Source organism: Streptococcus mitis NCTC 12261 (genome assembly GCF_000148585.2).
Classification (GTDB): Bacteria; Bacillota; Bacilli; order Lactobacillales; family Streptococcaceae; genus Streptococcus; species Streptococcus mitis.
On the sequence record NZ_CP028414.1, the window covers coordinates 1,758,532 to 1,772,743 of the forward strand.

Annotated in this window: 15 protein-coding genes; 6 read left to right on the forward strand and 9 right to left on the reverse strand. The window is 40.9% G+C overall.

Going from position 1 to position 14,212, the window contains the following annotated elements; translation table 11 throughout:
• The first annotated feature begins 17 nt into the window (after window positions 1-17).
• Window positions 18-650, forward strand: a complete 633-nt coding sequence (locus SM12261_RS08910) for an HAD family hydrolase (protein WP_000200820.1) — start codon at window positions 18-20, stop codon at window positions 648-650.
• Between the two features lie 135 nt (window positions 651-785).
• Here SM12261_RS08910 and SM12261_RS08920 read toward each other — a convergent pair whose 3' ends face one another.
• On the reverse strand, window positions 786-2,636 hold the full coding sequence (locus tag SM12261_RS08920; protein WP_001035714.1) for a polysaccharide biosynthesis protein: 1,851 nt from the start codon (window positions 2,634-2,636) through the stop codon (window positions 786-788).
• Window positions 2,637-2,827: 191 nt separating this feature from the next.
• Complete coding sequence (locus tag SM12261_RS08925) at window positions 2,828-3,658, reverse strand: glycosyltransferase (RefSeq protein ID WP_001291454.1); 831 nt, start codon at window positions 3,656-3,658, stop codon at window positions 2,828-2,830.
• A gap of 154 nt (window positions 3,659-3,812) precedes the next feature.
• Between SM12261_RS08925 and SM12261_RS08930 the strand changes: the two genes are divergently transcribed.
• The 5 genes from SM12261_RS08930 to SM12261_RS08950 all read left to right on the forward strand — a co-directional run bounded on the left by SM12261_RS08930 (window position 3,813) and on the right by SM12261_RS08950 (window position 8,091).
• Complete coding sequence (locus SM12261_RS08930; RefSeq protein WP_000744884.1) at window positions 3,813-4,979, forward strand: CynX/NimT family MFS transporter; 1,167 nt, start codon at window positions 3,813-3,815, stop codon at window positions 4,977-4,979.
• A gap of 138 nt (window positions 4,980-5,117) precedes the next feature.
• Window positions 5,118-5,444 (forward strand): PadR family transcriptional regulator, encoded by a 327-nt coding sequence (locus SM12261_RS08935; RefSeq protein WP_000273858.1) that lies wholly within the window; start codon window positions 5,118-5,120, stop codon window positions 5,442-5,444.
• Window positions 5,431-6,024, forward strand: coding sequence for a DUF1700 domain-containing protein (locus SM12261_RS08940; RefSeq protein WP_000198703.1), 594 nt, complete (start codon window positions 5,431-5,433; stop codon window positions 6,022-6,024). The genes SM12261_RS08935 and SM12261_RS08940 overlap by 14 nt, the downstream gene beginning before the upstream one ends.
• Window positions 6,017-6,964: a DUF4097 family beta strand repeat-containing protein gene (locus SM12261_RS08945; RefSeq protein WP_001233683.1), complete on the forward strand. Its 948-nt coding sequence runs from the start codon at window positions 6,017-6,019 to the stop codon at window positions 6,962-6,964. The genes SM12261_RS08940 and SM12261_RS08945 overlap by 8 nt, the downstream gene beginning before the upstream one ends.
• A 62-nt stretch (window positions 6,965-7,026) precedes the next feature.
• Complete coding sequence (locus tag SM12261_RS08950) at window positions 7,027-8,091, forward strand: DUF6574 domain-containing protein (RefSeq protein WP_000808472.1); 1,065 nt, start codon at window positions 7,027-7,029, stop codon at window positions 8,089-8,091.
• On the opposite strand, the gene SM12261_RS09660 is transcribed toward SM12261_RS08950, so the two are convergent.
• The 7 genes from SM12261_RS09660 to SM12261_RS08980 form a co-directional block, all read right to left on the reverse strand.
• Complete coding sequence (locus SM12261_RS09660; protein WP_000692984.1) at window positions 8,088-8,240, reverse strand: hypothetical protein; 153 nt, start codon at window positions 8,238-8,240, stop codon at window positions 8,088-8,090. The two genes, SM12261_RS08950 and SM12261_RS09660, sit on opposite strands and share 4 nt — an antisense overlap.
• A gap of 74 nt (window positions 8,241-8,314) precedes the next feature.
• Complete coding sequence (locus SM12261_RS08955) at window positions 8,315-9,175, reverse strand: DUF4299 family protein (protein ID WP_078228260.1); 861 nt, start codon at window positions 9,173-9,175, stop codon at window positions 8,315-8,317.
• Between the two features lie 121 nt (window positions 9,176-9,296).
• Window positions 9,297-10,283: an oxygen-dependent tRNA uridine(34) hydroxylase TrhO gene (gene trhO, locus SM12261_RS08960; RefSeq protein WP_001030024.1), complete on the reverse strand. Its 987-nt coding sequence runs from the start codon at window positions 10,281-10,283 to the stop codon at window positions 9,297-9,299.
• A gap of 131 nt (window positions 10,284-10,414) precedes the next feature.
• Window positions 10,415-10,711: a bacteriocin immunity protein gene (locus SM12261_RS08965; protein ID WP_000188107.1), complete on the reverse strand. Its 297-nt coding sequence runs from the start codon at window positions 10,709-10,711 to the stop codon at window positions 10,415-10,417.
• 56 nt (window positions 10,712-10,767) lie between these two features.
• A complete protein-coding gene (locus tag SM12261_RS08970; RefSeq protein ID WP_000760547.1) occupies window positions 10,768-11,457 on the reverse strand; it encodes a CPBP family intramembrane glutamic endopeptidase in 690 nt (229 codons plus the stop codon).
• 232 nt (window positions 11,458-11,689) lie between these two features.
• Window positions 11,690-13,174, reverse strand: coding sequence for an ABC transporter substrate-binding protein (locus SM12261_RS08975; protein WP_000800391.1), 1,485 nt, complete (start codon window positions 13,172-13,174; stop codon window positions 11,690-11,692).
• Window positions 13,175-13,277: 103 nt separating this feature from the next.
• A complete protein-coding gene (locus tag SM12261_RS08980) occupies window positions 13,278-14,201 on the reverse strand; it encodes a carbohydrate ABC transporter permease (RefSeq protein WP_000818353.1) in 924 nt (307 codons plus the stop codon).
• Window positions 14,202-14,212 lie beyond the last annotated feature (11 nt).

Sequence of the window (14,212 nt, forward strand, 5' to 3'; positions counted from 1 at the left end):
ATCAAATAGGAGAAACCATGACCTCTATCTCAGCTATCTTTTTCGATCTGGACGGAACCCTCGTTGATAGTTCTATCGGGATTCACAATGCCTTTACCCATACCTTTAAGGAGCTGGGGGTACCTAGCCCTGATGCCAAAACTATTCGTGGTTTTATGGGACCGCCTCTTGAAAGTAGTTTTGCGACCTGCCTTCCCAAAGAACAAATTTCTGAAGCCGTGCAGATATACCGTTCGTACTATAAGGAGAAAGGCATCCATGAAGCTCAGCTCTTCCCTCATATTGTAGGCTTGCTTGAGAAGTTATCGAGCAATTACCCTCTTTATATCACCACTACAAAGAATACTCCAACCGCTCAAGACATGACTAAAAACTTGGGAATCTATCATTTCTTTGATGGCATTTATGGTTCCAGCCCCGAAGCACCCCATAAGGCAGATGTCATACGCCAAGCCTTGCAGACACATCAACTAGCACCGGAACAAGCCATCATCATCGGAGATACCAAGTTTGATATGCTTGGAGCTCAAGAAACAGGCATTCAGAAATTGGCCGTCACTTGGGGATTTGGAGAGCAAGCAGATCTACTAAACTATCAGCCTGATTATATCGCCCACAAACCCATAGAAGTTTTGAGGTATTTTCAATAACATATACATACGACAAGGCGACGTTAACGTGGTTTGAAAAGATTTTCGAAGAGTATAAGTCTCTACATAACAAAACGCATATTACCAAGGTTTTTCTATTCCTGATAATATGCGTTTTTTGATTGTAAATATTTTTTATTCAACGTGGGTAGTTTGATTGGCAAAGGCGATAATAGCTTGCTTCAACTCATCTCCACTAAGAGTGCGGAACTCTTCAATTTTTTGATCGATTGCTTCTAGAGGCATGACATTAACTTTACCAACGAAAATCTTATCCATAACTTGATTATCAACAAGTTCGGTTGATACCAAGAGTTCTTCGTAGAGTTTTTCGCCTGGGCGGATTCCAACTTCAACAATTGGAATTTCGCTTTCGGTGTGTCCACTTAGAAGGACCATTTTCTTGGCCAAGTCATAAATCTTGACTGGTTTGCCCATATCAAGGATAAAGACTTCTCCATCCTTGGCATAAGCACCAGCATGGATAACCAAACGGCTAGCTTCTGGAATAGTCATAAAGTAACGGGTCATGCGGAAGTCTGTCACCGTTACAGGCCCACCTTCAGCAATCTGGCGTTCAAAGACTGGAATGACACTACCACGGCTACCAAGTACATTCCCAAAACGAACTGCACAGTAGGTTGATTGGCTACGTTGGTTGAAACCAGTGACAATCAACTCAGCCACTCGCTTGGTTGCTCCCATAACATTTGGTGGATTAACCGCCTTATCTGTCGAAATCATAACCATCTTAGGTACTTTGGCTTCATCAACAGCCTTAGCAACGTTGTAGGTTCCACGGATATTGTTTTTGAAGGCTTCTTTTGGATTGCGCTCCATCATAGGAACGTGCTTGTGGGCTGCCGCATGATAAACAATAGCTGGCTTGTACTTTTCAAAGACTTGCAAGAGACGATCATAGTCTTGAATGTCCGCAATCACAGGAACATAATCAATCCCTTGGAACTTACGAATCAATTCATGATAAACAAGGTAAATTGAGTTTTCCCCATGACCGAGCAAGACGATGCGTTCAGGATTGAAGCGACTAACTTGGCGACAGATTTCAGAACCTATTGAGCCACCAGCACCTGTAACCAAGATGGTCTTACCTGTCAGTTCTGCGCCCAGACGCGATTCGTCAAGACGAATTTCCTGACGACCCAAAAGGTCCGTAATATCAATTTTTTGGAAGCCAGTACCTGCTTGGTGAAGTCCCTGAACAACGGTTTCAACCTTAGGCATCTTGTAACATTTGACACCCAGCTTATTACACATCTGCAAGATACGTTCATATTCTGACGGGTCAAGCGACGGAATCGCAACGATAACACGCTCGATTTGATGGCGTTTGGCTAATTCAGGCAGATCATCATATGAACCCAAAACAGGAATTCCACCAAGTTTTTGGCCCTTTTTCTTAGAATCCTTATCCAAAATACCGACAAGTTCTAATTCACTAGTTGGATGTTGGTAACTATCCATAAAGAGAGCTCCACCATCACCGGCACCAATCAAGAAAGTCCGACGGTGTTCTCCATCACCACTTCCCTTTTTGCGTTTAGAGTAGATTAACTGCCAAGTAATCCGTGGCAATAAAATTAAGAAAGTACTCAACAAGATAAAGAGCACGATAAAACGGATGGAGAAGAGAGGCAAGAAGGCATAGCAGATACTATATGACAAGATACTGCTAGCAGTCACACCAAAAAAGATTTTCATGAAATCCGTAATCTTACTGTAACGACTGATACTAGCGTTCAATCCCCAAAATCCAATCATCAATTGATAGAACAGGAAGGCCAAACTCGTGTAGATGATGTAGTCAACAGGTGCTGGATTAATCAATCCGTAGAATAAGATATAAGATACAATGATGGAAACCACCATACTCAAAATATCAAATATTCCCCAGAAAACCTGTTTTTGTTGTTTATTTAAAATTTCCACCAGATCAATCACATAATCTGTGAGTTTTTTATTCATAGAAATTTACTCCTCCTTAAAAGAGCTGGATGATTATACTCAATGAAAATCAAAGAGCAAACTAGGAAACTAGCCGCAGGCTGTACTTGAGTACGGCAAGGCGACGTTGACGCGGTTTGAATTTGATTTTCGAAGAGCATTATATTGTTATTATAACACTTTTTCTAAAGTTTATGATTTGCTACAATCTTTTACTTGCTTTTTCGTAACAGTTTCATAAAAATAAACTGTCGGACAAATCCGGGACAAAGGGCAACCACCATCTGAATGGCAACACTCTTGGCATACTCCATGTAAGAAATTTGTCCTCGCTTCAGCATGCGTTGACGAGCTTGACGATAGAGTTTGAGGTAACGCAGTCCCCCACGACGCTCAAACATTCCTGCTCCAACACGAACCTTACACAAGATTTGATCCAGATTTCCAGTCTTAGCTCCTGCAGCAATCATATTGAGCCAGAGGAGGTCATCCTCCATATAAAGCCCATCCTCATAGTTGCCTGCCTTGAGAACCATGTCCTTCTTGAACATGACAGTCATGTGGTTAAAGGCACTTCTCATCCTTTGATAAGCTACAATATCTGCATGCTGGGTTGGAACACGACGGTAAGAAACAATCTCATCAGGATTGTCAATAAACTCTGCAATATGTCCACCTAATAGGTCGAGGTTTTCCTTCTCCATTAGCTGAACCTGTTTCTCAAAACGGTCTGGAACAGCTATATCATCCGTATCCATACGAGCGATGATATCGTACTGACACTGCAAAACACCCTGTCGAAGAGCCAGACCCAAACCTTGATTATGCTCAAGAGGATAGCGTTTCACTGGAATATCAGACTCAGCTTCAAGCTGGTCTAATACCTGATAGAGCTCAGGTGTCAAAGGCCCATCCTCAACCAGAACCAATTCGCTCGGTTTCAGGGTCTGATTTTGAACACTCTCAATAGCATCCTTTAAAAATGTCGGATTTTCCTTGATATAGACCGATATCAATACGCTGATTTTTTGCTTTTCAGACACAGTTTTTCTCCAATGTATAGATTTCCTTCCACTATTTTATCATAATTTTCAAGACTTTCCCATTTTTATCTTGAAAGCCCAAAACCTTACTTGACATTATAAGGAAAAAACCTTAAAATAAGCTGTTATTAAAATCAGCTAGAAGAGGTAGTATATGAAAAAGCAATCACTCTTTTTTGTTCCAGGTATTATACTAATTGGTGTTTCCTTGCGGACTCCTTTTACTGTTTTACCCATTATTTTGGGAGATATTTCGCAAGGACTGGGAGTAGAAGTTAGTTCGCTTGGTGTCTTGACCAGCCTTCCTCTCCTCATGTTTACCCTCTTCTCGCTATTTTCTACCCGACTGGCTCAAAAAATCGGCTTGGAGCATCTCTTCACCTACAGCCTTTTCTTCTTGACCATAGGTTCTCTCATTCGACTAATCAATCTGCCCCTGCTCTATCTAGGAACCTTGATGGTTGGGGCAAGTATCGCAGTCATCAATGTGCTGCTTCCTAGTCTTATCCAAGCCAATCAACCAAAGAAAATTGGTTTTCTGACTACCTTATATGTAACCTCTATGGGGGTTGCGACGGCTCTGGCCTCCTATCTGGCTGTGCCTATTACACAAGCCAGTTCTTGGAAAGGACTTATCATCCTCCTCACCCTGCTCTGCCTTGCAACTTTTTTGGTCTGGCTACCTAATCACCGCTATAATCACAGACTGGCTCCACAAACCAAACAAAAAAGCAAAGCAAAGGTCATGCGTAATAAACAGGTCTGGGCAGTTATTGTCTTTGCAGGTTTTCAATCCTTGCTCTTTTACACCGCTATGACCTGGCTACCTACCATGGCCATCCATGCAGGCCTATCCAGTCACGAAGCTGGCTTGCTGACTTCTATCTTCTCTCTGATTAGCATTCCTTTTTCAATGACCATCCCAAGCCTGACAACCAGCTTGTCTACTCGCAACCGTCAGCTCATGCTCGCTCTGGTTTCACTAGCTGGTGTGGTCGGCATTTCCATGCTCTTCTTCCCAATCAATAATTTCTTTTACTGGCTTGCCATCCATCTCCTCATCGGAACCGCAACCAGCGCCCTCTTCCCCTATCTCATGGTCAACTTTTCACTCAAGACAAGCGCCCCTGAAAAGACTGCCCAATTGTCTGGTTTATCTCAAACAGGAGGCTATATCCTAGCAGCCTTTGGGCCAACCCTCTTTGGTTACAGTTTTGACCTTTTCCACTCTTGGGTGCCAGCTGTAGCTGCCCTCTTACTCGTCGATATCCTGATGACTGTGGCCCTCTTTACAGTGGACAGAGCTGATAAAATCCTTTAAACTTCTAGTTTTGGCTAGAAGTTTTTTATATATAAAAATTTTACACATTTCTCTTGACAGGGCTTTCATTTAGATGTACAATGTATGTGTAGAAAAATTATATATAAAAATCTTACACATTAGAAAAGGAGGTTTCCCATGTACTTTCCAACATCCTCTGCCTTGATTGAATTTCTCATCTTGGCCGTACTGGAGCAGGATGATTCTTATGGTTATGAGATTAGCCAGACCATTAAGCTTATCGCTAACATCAAAGAATCTACGCTCTATCCCATTCTCAAAAAATTGGAAGGCAATAGCTTTCTGACAACCTATTCTAGAGAGTTCCAAGGTCGCATGCGCAAATACTACTCCTTGACAAATGGTGGTATAGAACAGCTCGTGACCCTGAAAGATGAATGGGCACTCTATACAGACACCATTAATGGCATCATAGAAGGGAGTATCCGCCATGACAAGAACTGAATACCTGACTCAGCTAGAACTCTATCTCAAAAAACTGCCTCAGGCTGACCAAATTGAAGCCATGGACTATTTCAGGGAACTCTTTGACGATGCTGGAGTCGAAGGAGAAGAAGAACTCATCGCTAGCTTAGGAACTCCTAAGGAAGCAGCTCACGAAGTTCTCTCCAATCTTCTCGATAAAAAAATCAATGAAGCACCCGATCAAAAGAATAACCGACAAATTTTGCATATCGCCTTGTTAGCTCTCCTTGCAGCCCCCATCGGTATTCCTCTGGGAATCGCCATCCTCGTGTCCCTGTTCGCAATCTTTGTGGCAGCCTTGACTGTCATTCTGGCTTTCTTTGCAGTTTCCATACTTGGTATCATCGGCGGATTCCTATTTTTAGTTGAAAGTTTCACTGTCTTAGCCCAAGCTAAATCAGCCTTTATCTTGATTTTTGGTGCTGGTTTACTGGCTATCGGTGCTTCTTCGCTAGTCTTACTAGGTATTTCCTATGTAGCCCGCTTCTTCGGCCTACTCATTGTTCGCCTGGTGCAATTTGTTCTCAAAAAAGGAAAGAGAGGTGACCAGCATGCGTAAATGGACAAAAGGATTTCTCATTTTTGGTGTAGTGACTACCGTTATCGGATTTATCCTGCTCTTTGTAGGCATCCAATCTGACGGGATCAAGAGCCTACTTGCCATGTCCAAGGAACCTGTCTATGATAGTCGGATGGAAGAGCTGACCTTTGGTAAGGAAGTCGAAAACCTAGAGATCACTCTCCACCAACACGCGCTGACCATCACAGACTCTTTGGATGATCAAATCCACATTTCTTATCATCCATCACTCTCTGCTCACCATGATCTTGTTACGAATCAAAACGATAAAACGCTGAGCCTCACTGATAAGAAACTGTCTGAAACTCCATTTCTCTCTTCTGGAATTGGCGGGATTCTCCATATCGCAAGTAGCTACTCTCGTCGTTTTGAAGAAGTTATTCTACAAGTTCCAAAAGGAAGAACTCTAAAAGGAATCAACGTGTCAGCCAATCGTGGACAAACCACCATCATAAATGCTAGCCTTGAAAATGCAACTCTCAATACAAATGGTTATCTCCTCCGAATTGAAGGAAGTCGTATCAAAAACAGTAAACTCACAACCCCTAATATCGTCAATATCTTTGATACAGACCTTACAGATAGTCAGCTAGAGTCAACAGAGAAGCACTTCCACGCTGAAAATATCCAAGTACACGGTAAGGTGGAATTGGTGGCGAAAACAGACCTACAACTGCTACTTTCCGAAGAAGAAAAACAAAGAATCAACTTAGATCTTTCAACAAAACATGGTTCTATTCTTCATTTTTTAAGAGAAGGAAGGCGTTCGTTTAACAACGAAGAAAACAAAGCTGAACGATTAAGCAATCCTTATAAAACAGAAAAAGCAGATGCAAAAGATCAACTCATCGCAAGGGCAGAACAGGATATCTATCTACTCAAATCAGAGGAACACGAGTCTTCTTCTAGAAATCGTTGACAAAAGCGCTTACATCTGCTACTATGGAAGCATATTTATCTAACTAAAAAGGAGGTTCTACCATGAAACAAGAATGGTTTGAAAGTAATGATTTTGTAAAAACAACAAGCAAGAACAAACCTGAAGAGCAAGATCAAGAGGTTGCAGACAAGACTGAAGAAACGATAGCCGACCTCGATACACCAATTGAAAAAAATACTCAAGTAGAGGAGGAAGTCTCTCAAGCTGAAGTCAAACTGGAAAGCCAGCAAAAAGAGACAATTGAAACGCCTGAAGACAGTGAAGCAAGAACAGAAATAGAAGAAAAGAAAGCATTAGATTCTACTGAAGAAGAGCAAGATCTTTCTAAAGAAACAGAAAAAGTCACTATAGCTGAAGAGAGTCAAGAAGCACTTCCTCAGCAAAAACCAACCACGAAAGAGCCCCTTCTTATCAGTCAATCCTTAGAAAGTCCCTATATCCCCGACCAAGCTCCAAAATCTACGGATAGATGGAAAGAGCAAGCGCTTGATTTTTGGTCTTGGCTAGTGGAAGTAATCAAATCTCCTACAAGCAGTCTTGAAACAAGTAGCACACACAGTTACACAGCCTTTCTTTTGCTCATTCTGTTTTCTGCATCTTCCTTTTTCTTTAGTATCTACCACATCAAACATGCTTACTATGGACATATAGCAACTATGCATAATCACTTCCCTGAACAATTTGCTTCATTAAATCTCTTTTCGATTATCTCTATCCTAGTAGCAACAACACTCTTCTTCTTTTCATTCCTCTTGGGTAGTTTCGTCGTGAGACGATTTATCCACCAGGAAAAAGACTGGACGCTAGAAAAGGTTCTCCAACAATATAGTCAACTCTTGGCAATTCCAATCTTCCTCACTGCCATTGCTAGTTTCTTTGCCTTCTTTGACAGCCTACGATTTACAGCCCTCTTGTGTGTGATTAGCATTGGAATCATTCTGCTTGCCAGTCTCCATATCATTACAAGACCAAGTCAATCAAGTGAAACCGACTCCTTCTATCAATTATTCTTGTCTGTCCTTGTGAACGGAGTTATTATCCTCCTCTTCTTTGTAGCTGAAGTGGCACTGATTGGGGATTATCTTCGTATCTTGACCTTTCTTTAAACTTCATACTCTTCGAAAATCTCTTCAAACCACGTCAGCTTCGCCTTACCGTATGTATGGTTACTGACTTCGTCAGTTTCATCTACAACCTCAAAACAGTGTTTTGAGCAGCCTGCGGCTAGCTTCCTAGTTTGCTCTTTGATTTTCATTGAGTAGCAATCCTGTCTTTCATGGCAGGATTTTTTCTATGTCAAAAAAGCAAGTCGATTGACCTGCTTCTACTTTACTTTTCTTGTGCTAATGTTTTAAAATCTTGTCCTAGGATGGGTTGCACTTCTAATTGATTGGCATCTAGTTGGTGGTAAGATGCTGATGGTAGTGACTCTAGGAATTTTGCATAGTTCAAGCGGGCAATGGCTTCATAGTCTTCTGGTTTAGAGCCGTCTCCTGTAATTTGAACCAAGTCAATCTCCCACTGAACTTCCTTATCCAGCAATTGCTCAATATAGGAAGCAGGAACAAATGGTTCTATCGGCAAAACAGTCTTGACGCCTTGAGCCAGATGGTAAACGCCATGCACTTTTCCTTCTCCATCCTGATAGAAGGAAACTCTTGCAAAGTAGGCATCCGTCTCTTGAACCGCACGCACACGCGCTTCAAACTGTACCAAGCCGTCTTCCTCTAAAAAGCTTTTCAAATCCTCATGGCTAAAGAAAACAGGATTAAAAATTCCTTGGCAAATCGTAAAACGAGCTGCAGTGTCTGCTAGATGGGCTTGAATACTTGCTTGGAAATAAGCTTCAAAATCAAAACCATCTAGTCCTTCAATCTCAGTTCCTGTATAAGCAAGTAGGGCTTCTAAAAATGCTTTGATAATCTGCCAGTCTGTCTTCGTTAGTAGGTCAGGAAGATCAATACGGTAAGCCTTGTGATCATCAGCATAGCTAACTTTAAAGAGAAATTGTGATTGTCCCACTATCGCACACTCGATATACTCAAGACGGCTAAGAGGTTGACGGAGATAGACTGCATCATAGCTATGTGACTCCAAACCATCTAGCAAGGCCAAGATCGACTTGGCAGTCAAAATCTCTTGTTCTCCTAAAATGCTCTGTTTATTTGGAATAAAAAATGTTTTCGTCATAACTGGACTCCTTTGAAATCGTTTACATATAGTATACCCTATTTTCCTGAAAGATACAGAAACAAACTTTAGATTTTTTAGTAAAAAGCATAGAAAAACAGCCCCTAAGGACTGTTCAATCTTATACAGTAGCTGCTTGATCCAAGCTTTCACCGATAGCGGCTAGGCGCTCGACAACTTCAGCTTGTGTCAATTCATTTTCTGAAACATAGCGGTTACGTGGGTGAACACGGCACTCGTGTGAGCATCCACGAAGGTACTTGTCTTCATTTTCTTCTGATGTCAAGATACGACGGTTACAGAATGGATTTCCACAGTTTACATAACGTTCACATGGTGTTCCATCAAACCAGTCTTTCCCTACGATGGTTGGGTTGACATGGTTGACATCGACTGCGATACGCTCGTCAAAGACGTACATTTTCCCATCCCAAAGCTCACCTTGGACTTCTGGGTCTTTACCGTAAGTTGCGATTCCTCCGTGCAATTGGCCGACATCTTTGTAGCCTTCACGGACCATCCAGCCTGAGAATTTCTCACAGCGAACCCCACCTGTACAGTAAACCACGACACGCTTGTCCATGAATTTTTCCTTGTTATCACGGACCCATTGTGGCAACTCACGGAAGTTGCGGATATCTGGGCGAATAGCCCCACGGAAGTGTCCTAGGTCGTACTCATAATCGTTACGTGTGTCAAGGACAACTGTATCTTCGTCAAGAAGGGCTTCTTTGAACTCTTTTGGAGACAAGTAGGCACCTGTTGTTTCAAGTGGGTTGATGTCGTTGTCAAAGTCGTTGTCTTCCAAACCAAGGTGGACAATTTCTTTTTTGTAGCGAACGAACATCTTCTTGAAGGCTTGTTCACTTTCTTCGTCAATCTTAAACCAGAGGTCTTCCATGCCTGGGAGGCTGTGAACGTAGTCCATGTATTTTTGAGTTGTTTCGTAGTCACCTGAAACTGTTCCGTTAATTCCCTCGTCAGCGACTAGGATACGGCCTTTAAGGCCGATTGATTTACAGAAAGCCAAGTGATCTGCAGCAAATTGCTCTGCATTTTCAATTGGAGTATAAAGGTAGTAAAGTAAGACACGAATATCTTTTGCCATAAGATTTGTTCTCTTTTCTATTCTTAAATTTTCAGAATTTTTCATCTAACTATACTAGTATACCTGCTTGAGAAAACGAATGCAATTTATTTGACTGGAAATTGTAGAAAGGTGCTTATCCCTGCACTTCATCAGTAACCATAGCGAATAGCAGATAATTCTCTCAATTTTTTGATCTGCTCGGATTGACTTTCTGATAACATCAGCTTATTGTCAATCAACACACGTGAGATGTCAACATTCATTTGACTCAAAATAAATGGAGTAGAGGTCCCATCGTCCTCTAATCGTCTTTTATAACTCACTAACAGATTTTTCAAAGGAGCAAGTTGAGGCGTATTGCTTATACCTTCCAGTAGGTGATCTATGATAGTCATCGCTTCACAACGTCTTTCGCTTCCTCCAGCAAACCATTTTAATGGTGTCATTCTCATTTTCCTCCTTAAATTGAAAAGCTATCATTCCTAACTCTCGTACCAATATTTCACCCAAATACCCTGTGTAAAAAAGTCAGCAAAAATGGTAATGTTGCGAAAATATTATTAATCACATGCACCGCATAGGATGGATAAATGCTCTTGGTATAGCGGGTCAAACTAGCAAAGATGATGCCAGATGTTGCAAAGACGAAGATATCTAACAGACTAGGCAGACTCAAAAAATGAGGAAGAGCAAACAAAATGGAAGGAAGAAGCAAATCAAGGCCAAATCGCGAATGCTTAAAGAAGGCGTGTTGAAGTAATCCCCTATAAATCAACTCTTCCATAAGTGGAGTCAGAAAGAACAAAGTTATATAGATACCTAGCTCAGCAAAGTTGGTCCCACTATAACCGATCAATACGGCCCAACCTTCAGCAGTTGACTGAACATGTTTAGCTGTCTGAACGTTAAAAGAGATCTGGAGCACTACCACTAATACTGTCAAAATCGAATACCAAAGCCATTTTTTTCTTGGAATGTGAAAGAGATAACCATGACCTGTCTTAACCAGAATCCAAATCATGACTCCGCTAAATAGCAAACTCAAGAGATTTTGAATCCAGACGAAATTGCCAATCTGGGAAGAAAATTGCCAATAATTTTGAACAATAAGCGTCAGCTGAGAAAGACCAAATACGAAAAATAAGTAAGAGAAAACTGCACTTATTTTGAAGACAAGCTGATACTTTTTCATGTGAACCCTCCTTTGTAAACTTGGAACATCTCTAATATAAGCCATAATTTCCTAAATCCTTACTCCAAATCCTAAATGGTACTTAAGATTTCCTGAATGGTTAAATAGTGATAAGAAAACACGGATATCTATGCTTTCGTTTCAAAAAATCACTGCCTCCCCCAGATAGACCTGAGGAAAACAGTGATTCAATTTTTAGGAATTAGGAATGAATACACGAAATCAATTGATCTTATGATTTTTTGTTTTTCAAGAATTCATCGTATTGTTTTTGCATTTCGTTCAATACTTTATCGTAAGCACCTTCAGATTTCAATTTTTCCATCAATTCTGGAATAGCTTTGTCTGGGTCTACAGTACCAGTGTTGATAGCTGTATCGAATTGTTGCATTGTGTTAGAGATTGCTGAAATTTCAGATTTCACATTGTCAGTGTTAAAGATAAATCCAAGTGCTGGAGATTCTTTAGCTTCAGCCAATTGTTTCTTAGAATCTTCGATTTGTTGGTCTGTAACGTTTTCGTTGATGTAAAGGATCCAGTTGTTACCAGTGTTCCATCCACCCATGTGAGTGTTTCCTTTGTAGCCATCAAGGACTTTAACACGGTTTTCTTTACCTGGAATTTTTTCCCAGTTCTTGCCTTCTGGACCATAAACAAGACCATTCAAGAGTTCTGGGTTAGTGTTCAAGAGGTTCAACACTTCCATTGATTTTTCTTTGTTCTTAGAGTTGTTTGAGATGACAAAGTTAGCAACTTGTGTTGTTTGGTTTTTCTTGATGAAGTTAGTGATTGGTTTGATTTGGATATCTTTGTTCGCAACACGTGAAAGCAAGCTGTTACCGTAGTCAGCTGGTCCTACTGTTTCTTCACGAACGAACCAAGTATCTTGTTGAAGGTCAAATGAAGTATCGCTTGTTGCTACGTCTTTTGGAATGTATCCAGCTTCATAGAATTTGTGAAGAGTCTTCAAGTGTTCTTTAAAGCGAGGCACTTCGTAACGGTTTACGATCTTAGTAGTGTCCCCTTCAAGGTCGATAACGAATGGAAGTCCGTTTGGAACTGGGTAGTCAAAGTTATCAGATGGGATGAAGTTCTTAGTAACCGCAAATGGCACTACATCTGGAGCTTTTTCTTTGATTTGTTTCAAGACTGGTTCAAGTGTTTCATATGAAGTGACACCTGAAATATCGATACCGTATTTAGCAAGAAGAGTTCCGTTGAAAGCGAAGTTTTGAGATGATGCAACGTTGGCTGCAACTGGAACTGCGTAAATTTTACCGTTAATGCTGTTACCTTTGATGTAAGCTGGGTCAAGTGCTTTATAAAGCTCTGCCCCTTCTTTCTTATACAAGTCAGTCAAGTCAGCATAGGCACCTTTTTGAGCATTTACAACATAGTTAGATGCAAAGGCGATATCGTAGTTTTCACCAGATGATGTGATAACTGACATTTTCTTATCATAGTCACCCCATCCAAGATATTGGATATCCAATTTAGCACCAACTTTTTCACCGATGATTTTGTTAGCATTTTCTAGCAATTCATCTAAGTTATCTGGTTTGTCACCGATTTGGTACATTTTGATAACAGTTTTTTCACCTGAAGCTGAGTCAGCAGCTTTTTTACTGTTACCTGAAAGGTTTCCACAAGCAGCGAGACCAGCAGCCAAAGCGACTACGCTAGCAGATGCAAAAGCATATTTTTTCCAGTTTTTCATGACAAAAACTCCTTTTTTTATTTTTAAACTTATAAACAATGTAATGATCTTAACTTCACGCAAGGGAAGTTTGGAAATGAGAAATGATTTTTCTCGACAAGTACTATTCTTTCACACCACCGATAGTCAAACCTTTTACAAAGTAGCGTTGGAAGAATGGATACAAAATCGCGATTGGAAGGGTTGCGACCACAACCATGGCCATACGACCTGTTTCTTTTGGAAGAGCAACTCCCAGTTGACCAGATAGGCCGACTGCTTTGGCGATGTAATCCATATTTTGTTGGATTTGCATGAGCAAATATTGCAATGGATACAAGTTGTCACTCTTGATGTAAAGAAGGGCATTGAACCAGTCATTCCAGAAACCAAGAGCTGTCAAGAGCGTGATGGTTGCAATACCTGGTAGTGACAATGGCAAACAGATTTGGAAGAAGATCCGGGCCTCACTAGCACCATCAATACGAGCGGATTCTAGAATAGCTTCTGGAATGGTCTTCTTGAAGAAGGAACGCATCAAGATGATGTTAAATGGTGAGAGAAGCATTGGAACAATCAAAGCCCAAACTGTATCACCAAGTTGAAGTAAACGAGTTACCACGATATAGCCCGGTACCAAACCAGCATTGAACAACATACTAAGAAGGGCAAAGATTGTAAAGAATCTGCGATACTTAAAGGTTGTCCGTGAGATAGCGTAGGCATAGGTTGTTGTGATAAAAACGTTTGTGATCGTCCCCACCACTGTTACAAAGACTGAGATGAAGAGGGCTTGGAGAATTTTATCCTTAAACTGTGCCAAAAACTCAAAACCGTCTAATCCAAATTGGGATGGGAAGAAGCTATATCCATTTTGGAGGATACTCTTTTCATCTGTCACCGAAATAACGATAACGAATACAAAGGGTAGGATACAAGAGAGGGCAACCAAACCAGAAATGGTACTGAAGAAGATATCTGCTTTCTTACTGAAGGAGTGAATGCCGACATTATCAATTTTTTCTTTTTTAATTTTCTTTTCTGCCATATTCTCCTCCT

What these genes read in the sequence shown, in the direction of transcription:
- SM12261_RS08950 (WP_000808472.1), top strand. Translation starts at nt 7,027, where the DNA reads ATGAAACAAGAATGGTTTGAAAGTAATGATTTTGTAAAAACAACAAGC.
- SM12261_RS08945 (WP_001233683.1), top strand. Translation starts at nt 6,017, where the DNA reads ATGCGTAAATGGACAAAAGGATTTCTCATTTTTGGTGTAGTGACTACC.
- SM12261_RS08970 (WP_000760547.1), bottom strand. Translation starts at nt 11,457, where the DNA reads ATGAAAAAGTATCAGCTTGTCTTCAAAATAAGTGCAGTTTTCTCTTAC.
- SM12261_RS08935 (WP_000273858.1), top strand. Translation starts at nt 5,118, where the DNA reads ATGTACTTTCCAACATCCTCTGCCTTGATTGAATTTCTCATCTTGGCC.
- SM12261_RS08910 (WP_000200820.1), top strand. Translation starts at nt 18, where the DNA reads ATGACCTCTATCTCAGCTATCTTTTTCGATCTGGACGGAACCCTCGTT.
- SM12261_RS08980 (WP_000818353.1), bottom strand. Translation starts at nt 14,201, where the DNA reads ATGGCAGAAAAGAAAATTAAAAAAGAAAAAATTGATAATGTCGGCATT.
- SM12261_RS08930 (WP_000744884.1), top strand. Translation starts at nt 3,813, where the DNA reads ATGAAAAAGCAATCACTCTTTTTTGTTCCAGGTATTATACTAATTGGT.
- SM12261_RS08955 (WP_078228260.1), bottom strand. Translation starts at nt 9,175, where the DNA reads ATGACGAAAACATTTTTTATTCCAAATAAACAGAGCATTTTAGGAGAA.
- SM12261_RS08920 (WP_001035714.1), bottom strand. Translation starts at nt 2,636, where the DNA reads ATGAATAAAAAACTCACAGATTATGTGATTGATCTGGTGGAAATTTTA.
- SM12261_RS08940 (WP_000198703.1), top strand. Translation starts at nt 5,431, where the DNA reads ATGACAAGAACTGAATACCTGACTCAGCTAGAACTCTATCTCAAAAAA.
- SM12261_RS08975 (WP_000800391.1), bottom strand. Translation starts at nt 13,174, where the DNA reads ATGAAAAACTGGAAAAAATATGCTTTTGCATCTGCTAGCGTAGTCGCT.
- trhO (WP_001030024.1), bottom strand. Translation starts at nt 10,283, where the DNA reads ATGGCAAAAGATATTCGTGTCTTACTTTACTACCTTTATACTCCAATT.
- SM12261_RS09660 (WP_000692984.1), bottom strand. Translation starts at nt 8,240, where the DNA reads ATGAAAATCAAAGAGCAAACTAGGAAGCTAGCCGCAGGCTGCTCAAAA.
- SM12261_RS08965 (WP_000188107.1), bottom strand. Translation starts at nt 10,711, where the DNA reads ATGACACCATTAAAATGGTTTGCTGGAGGAAGCGAAAGACGTTGTGAA.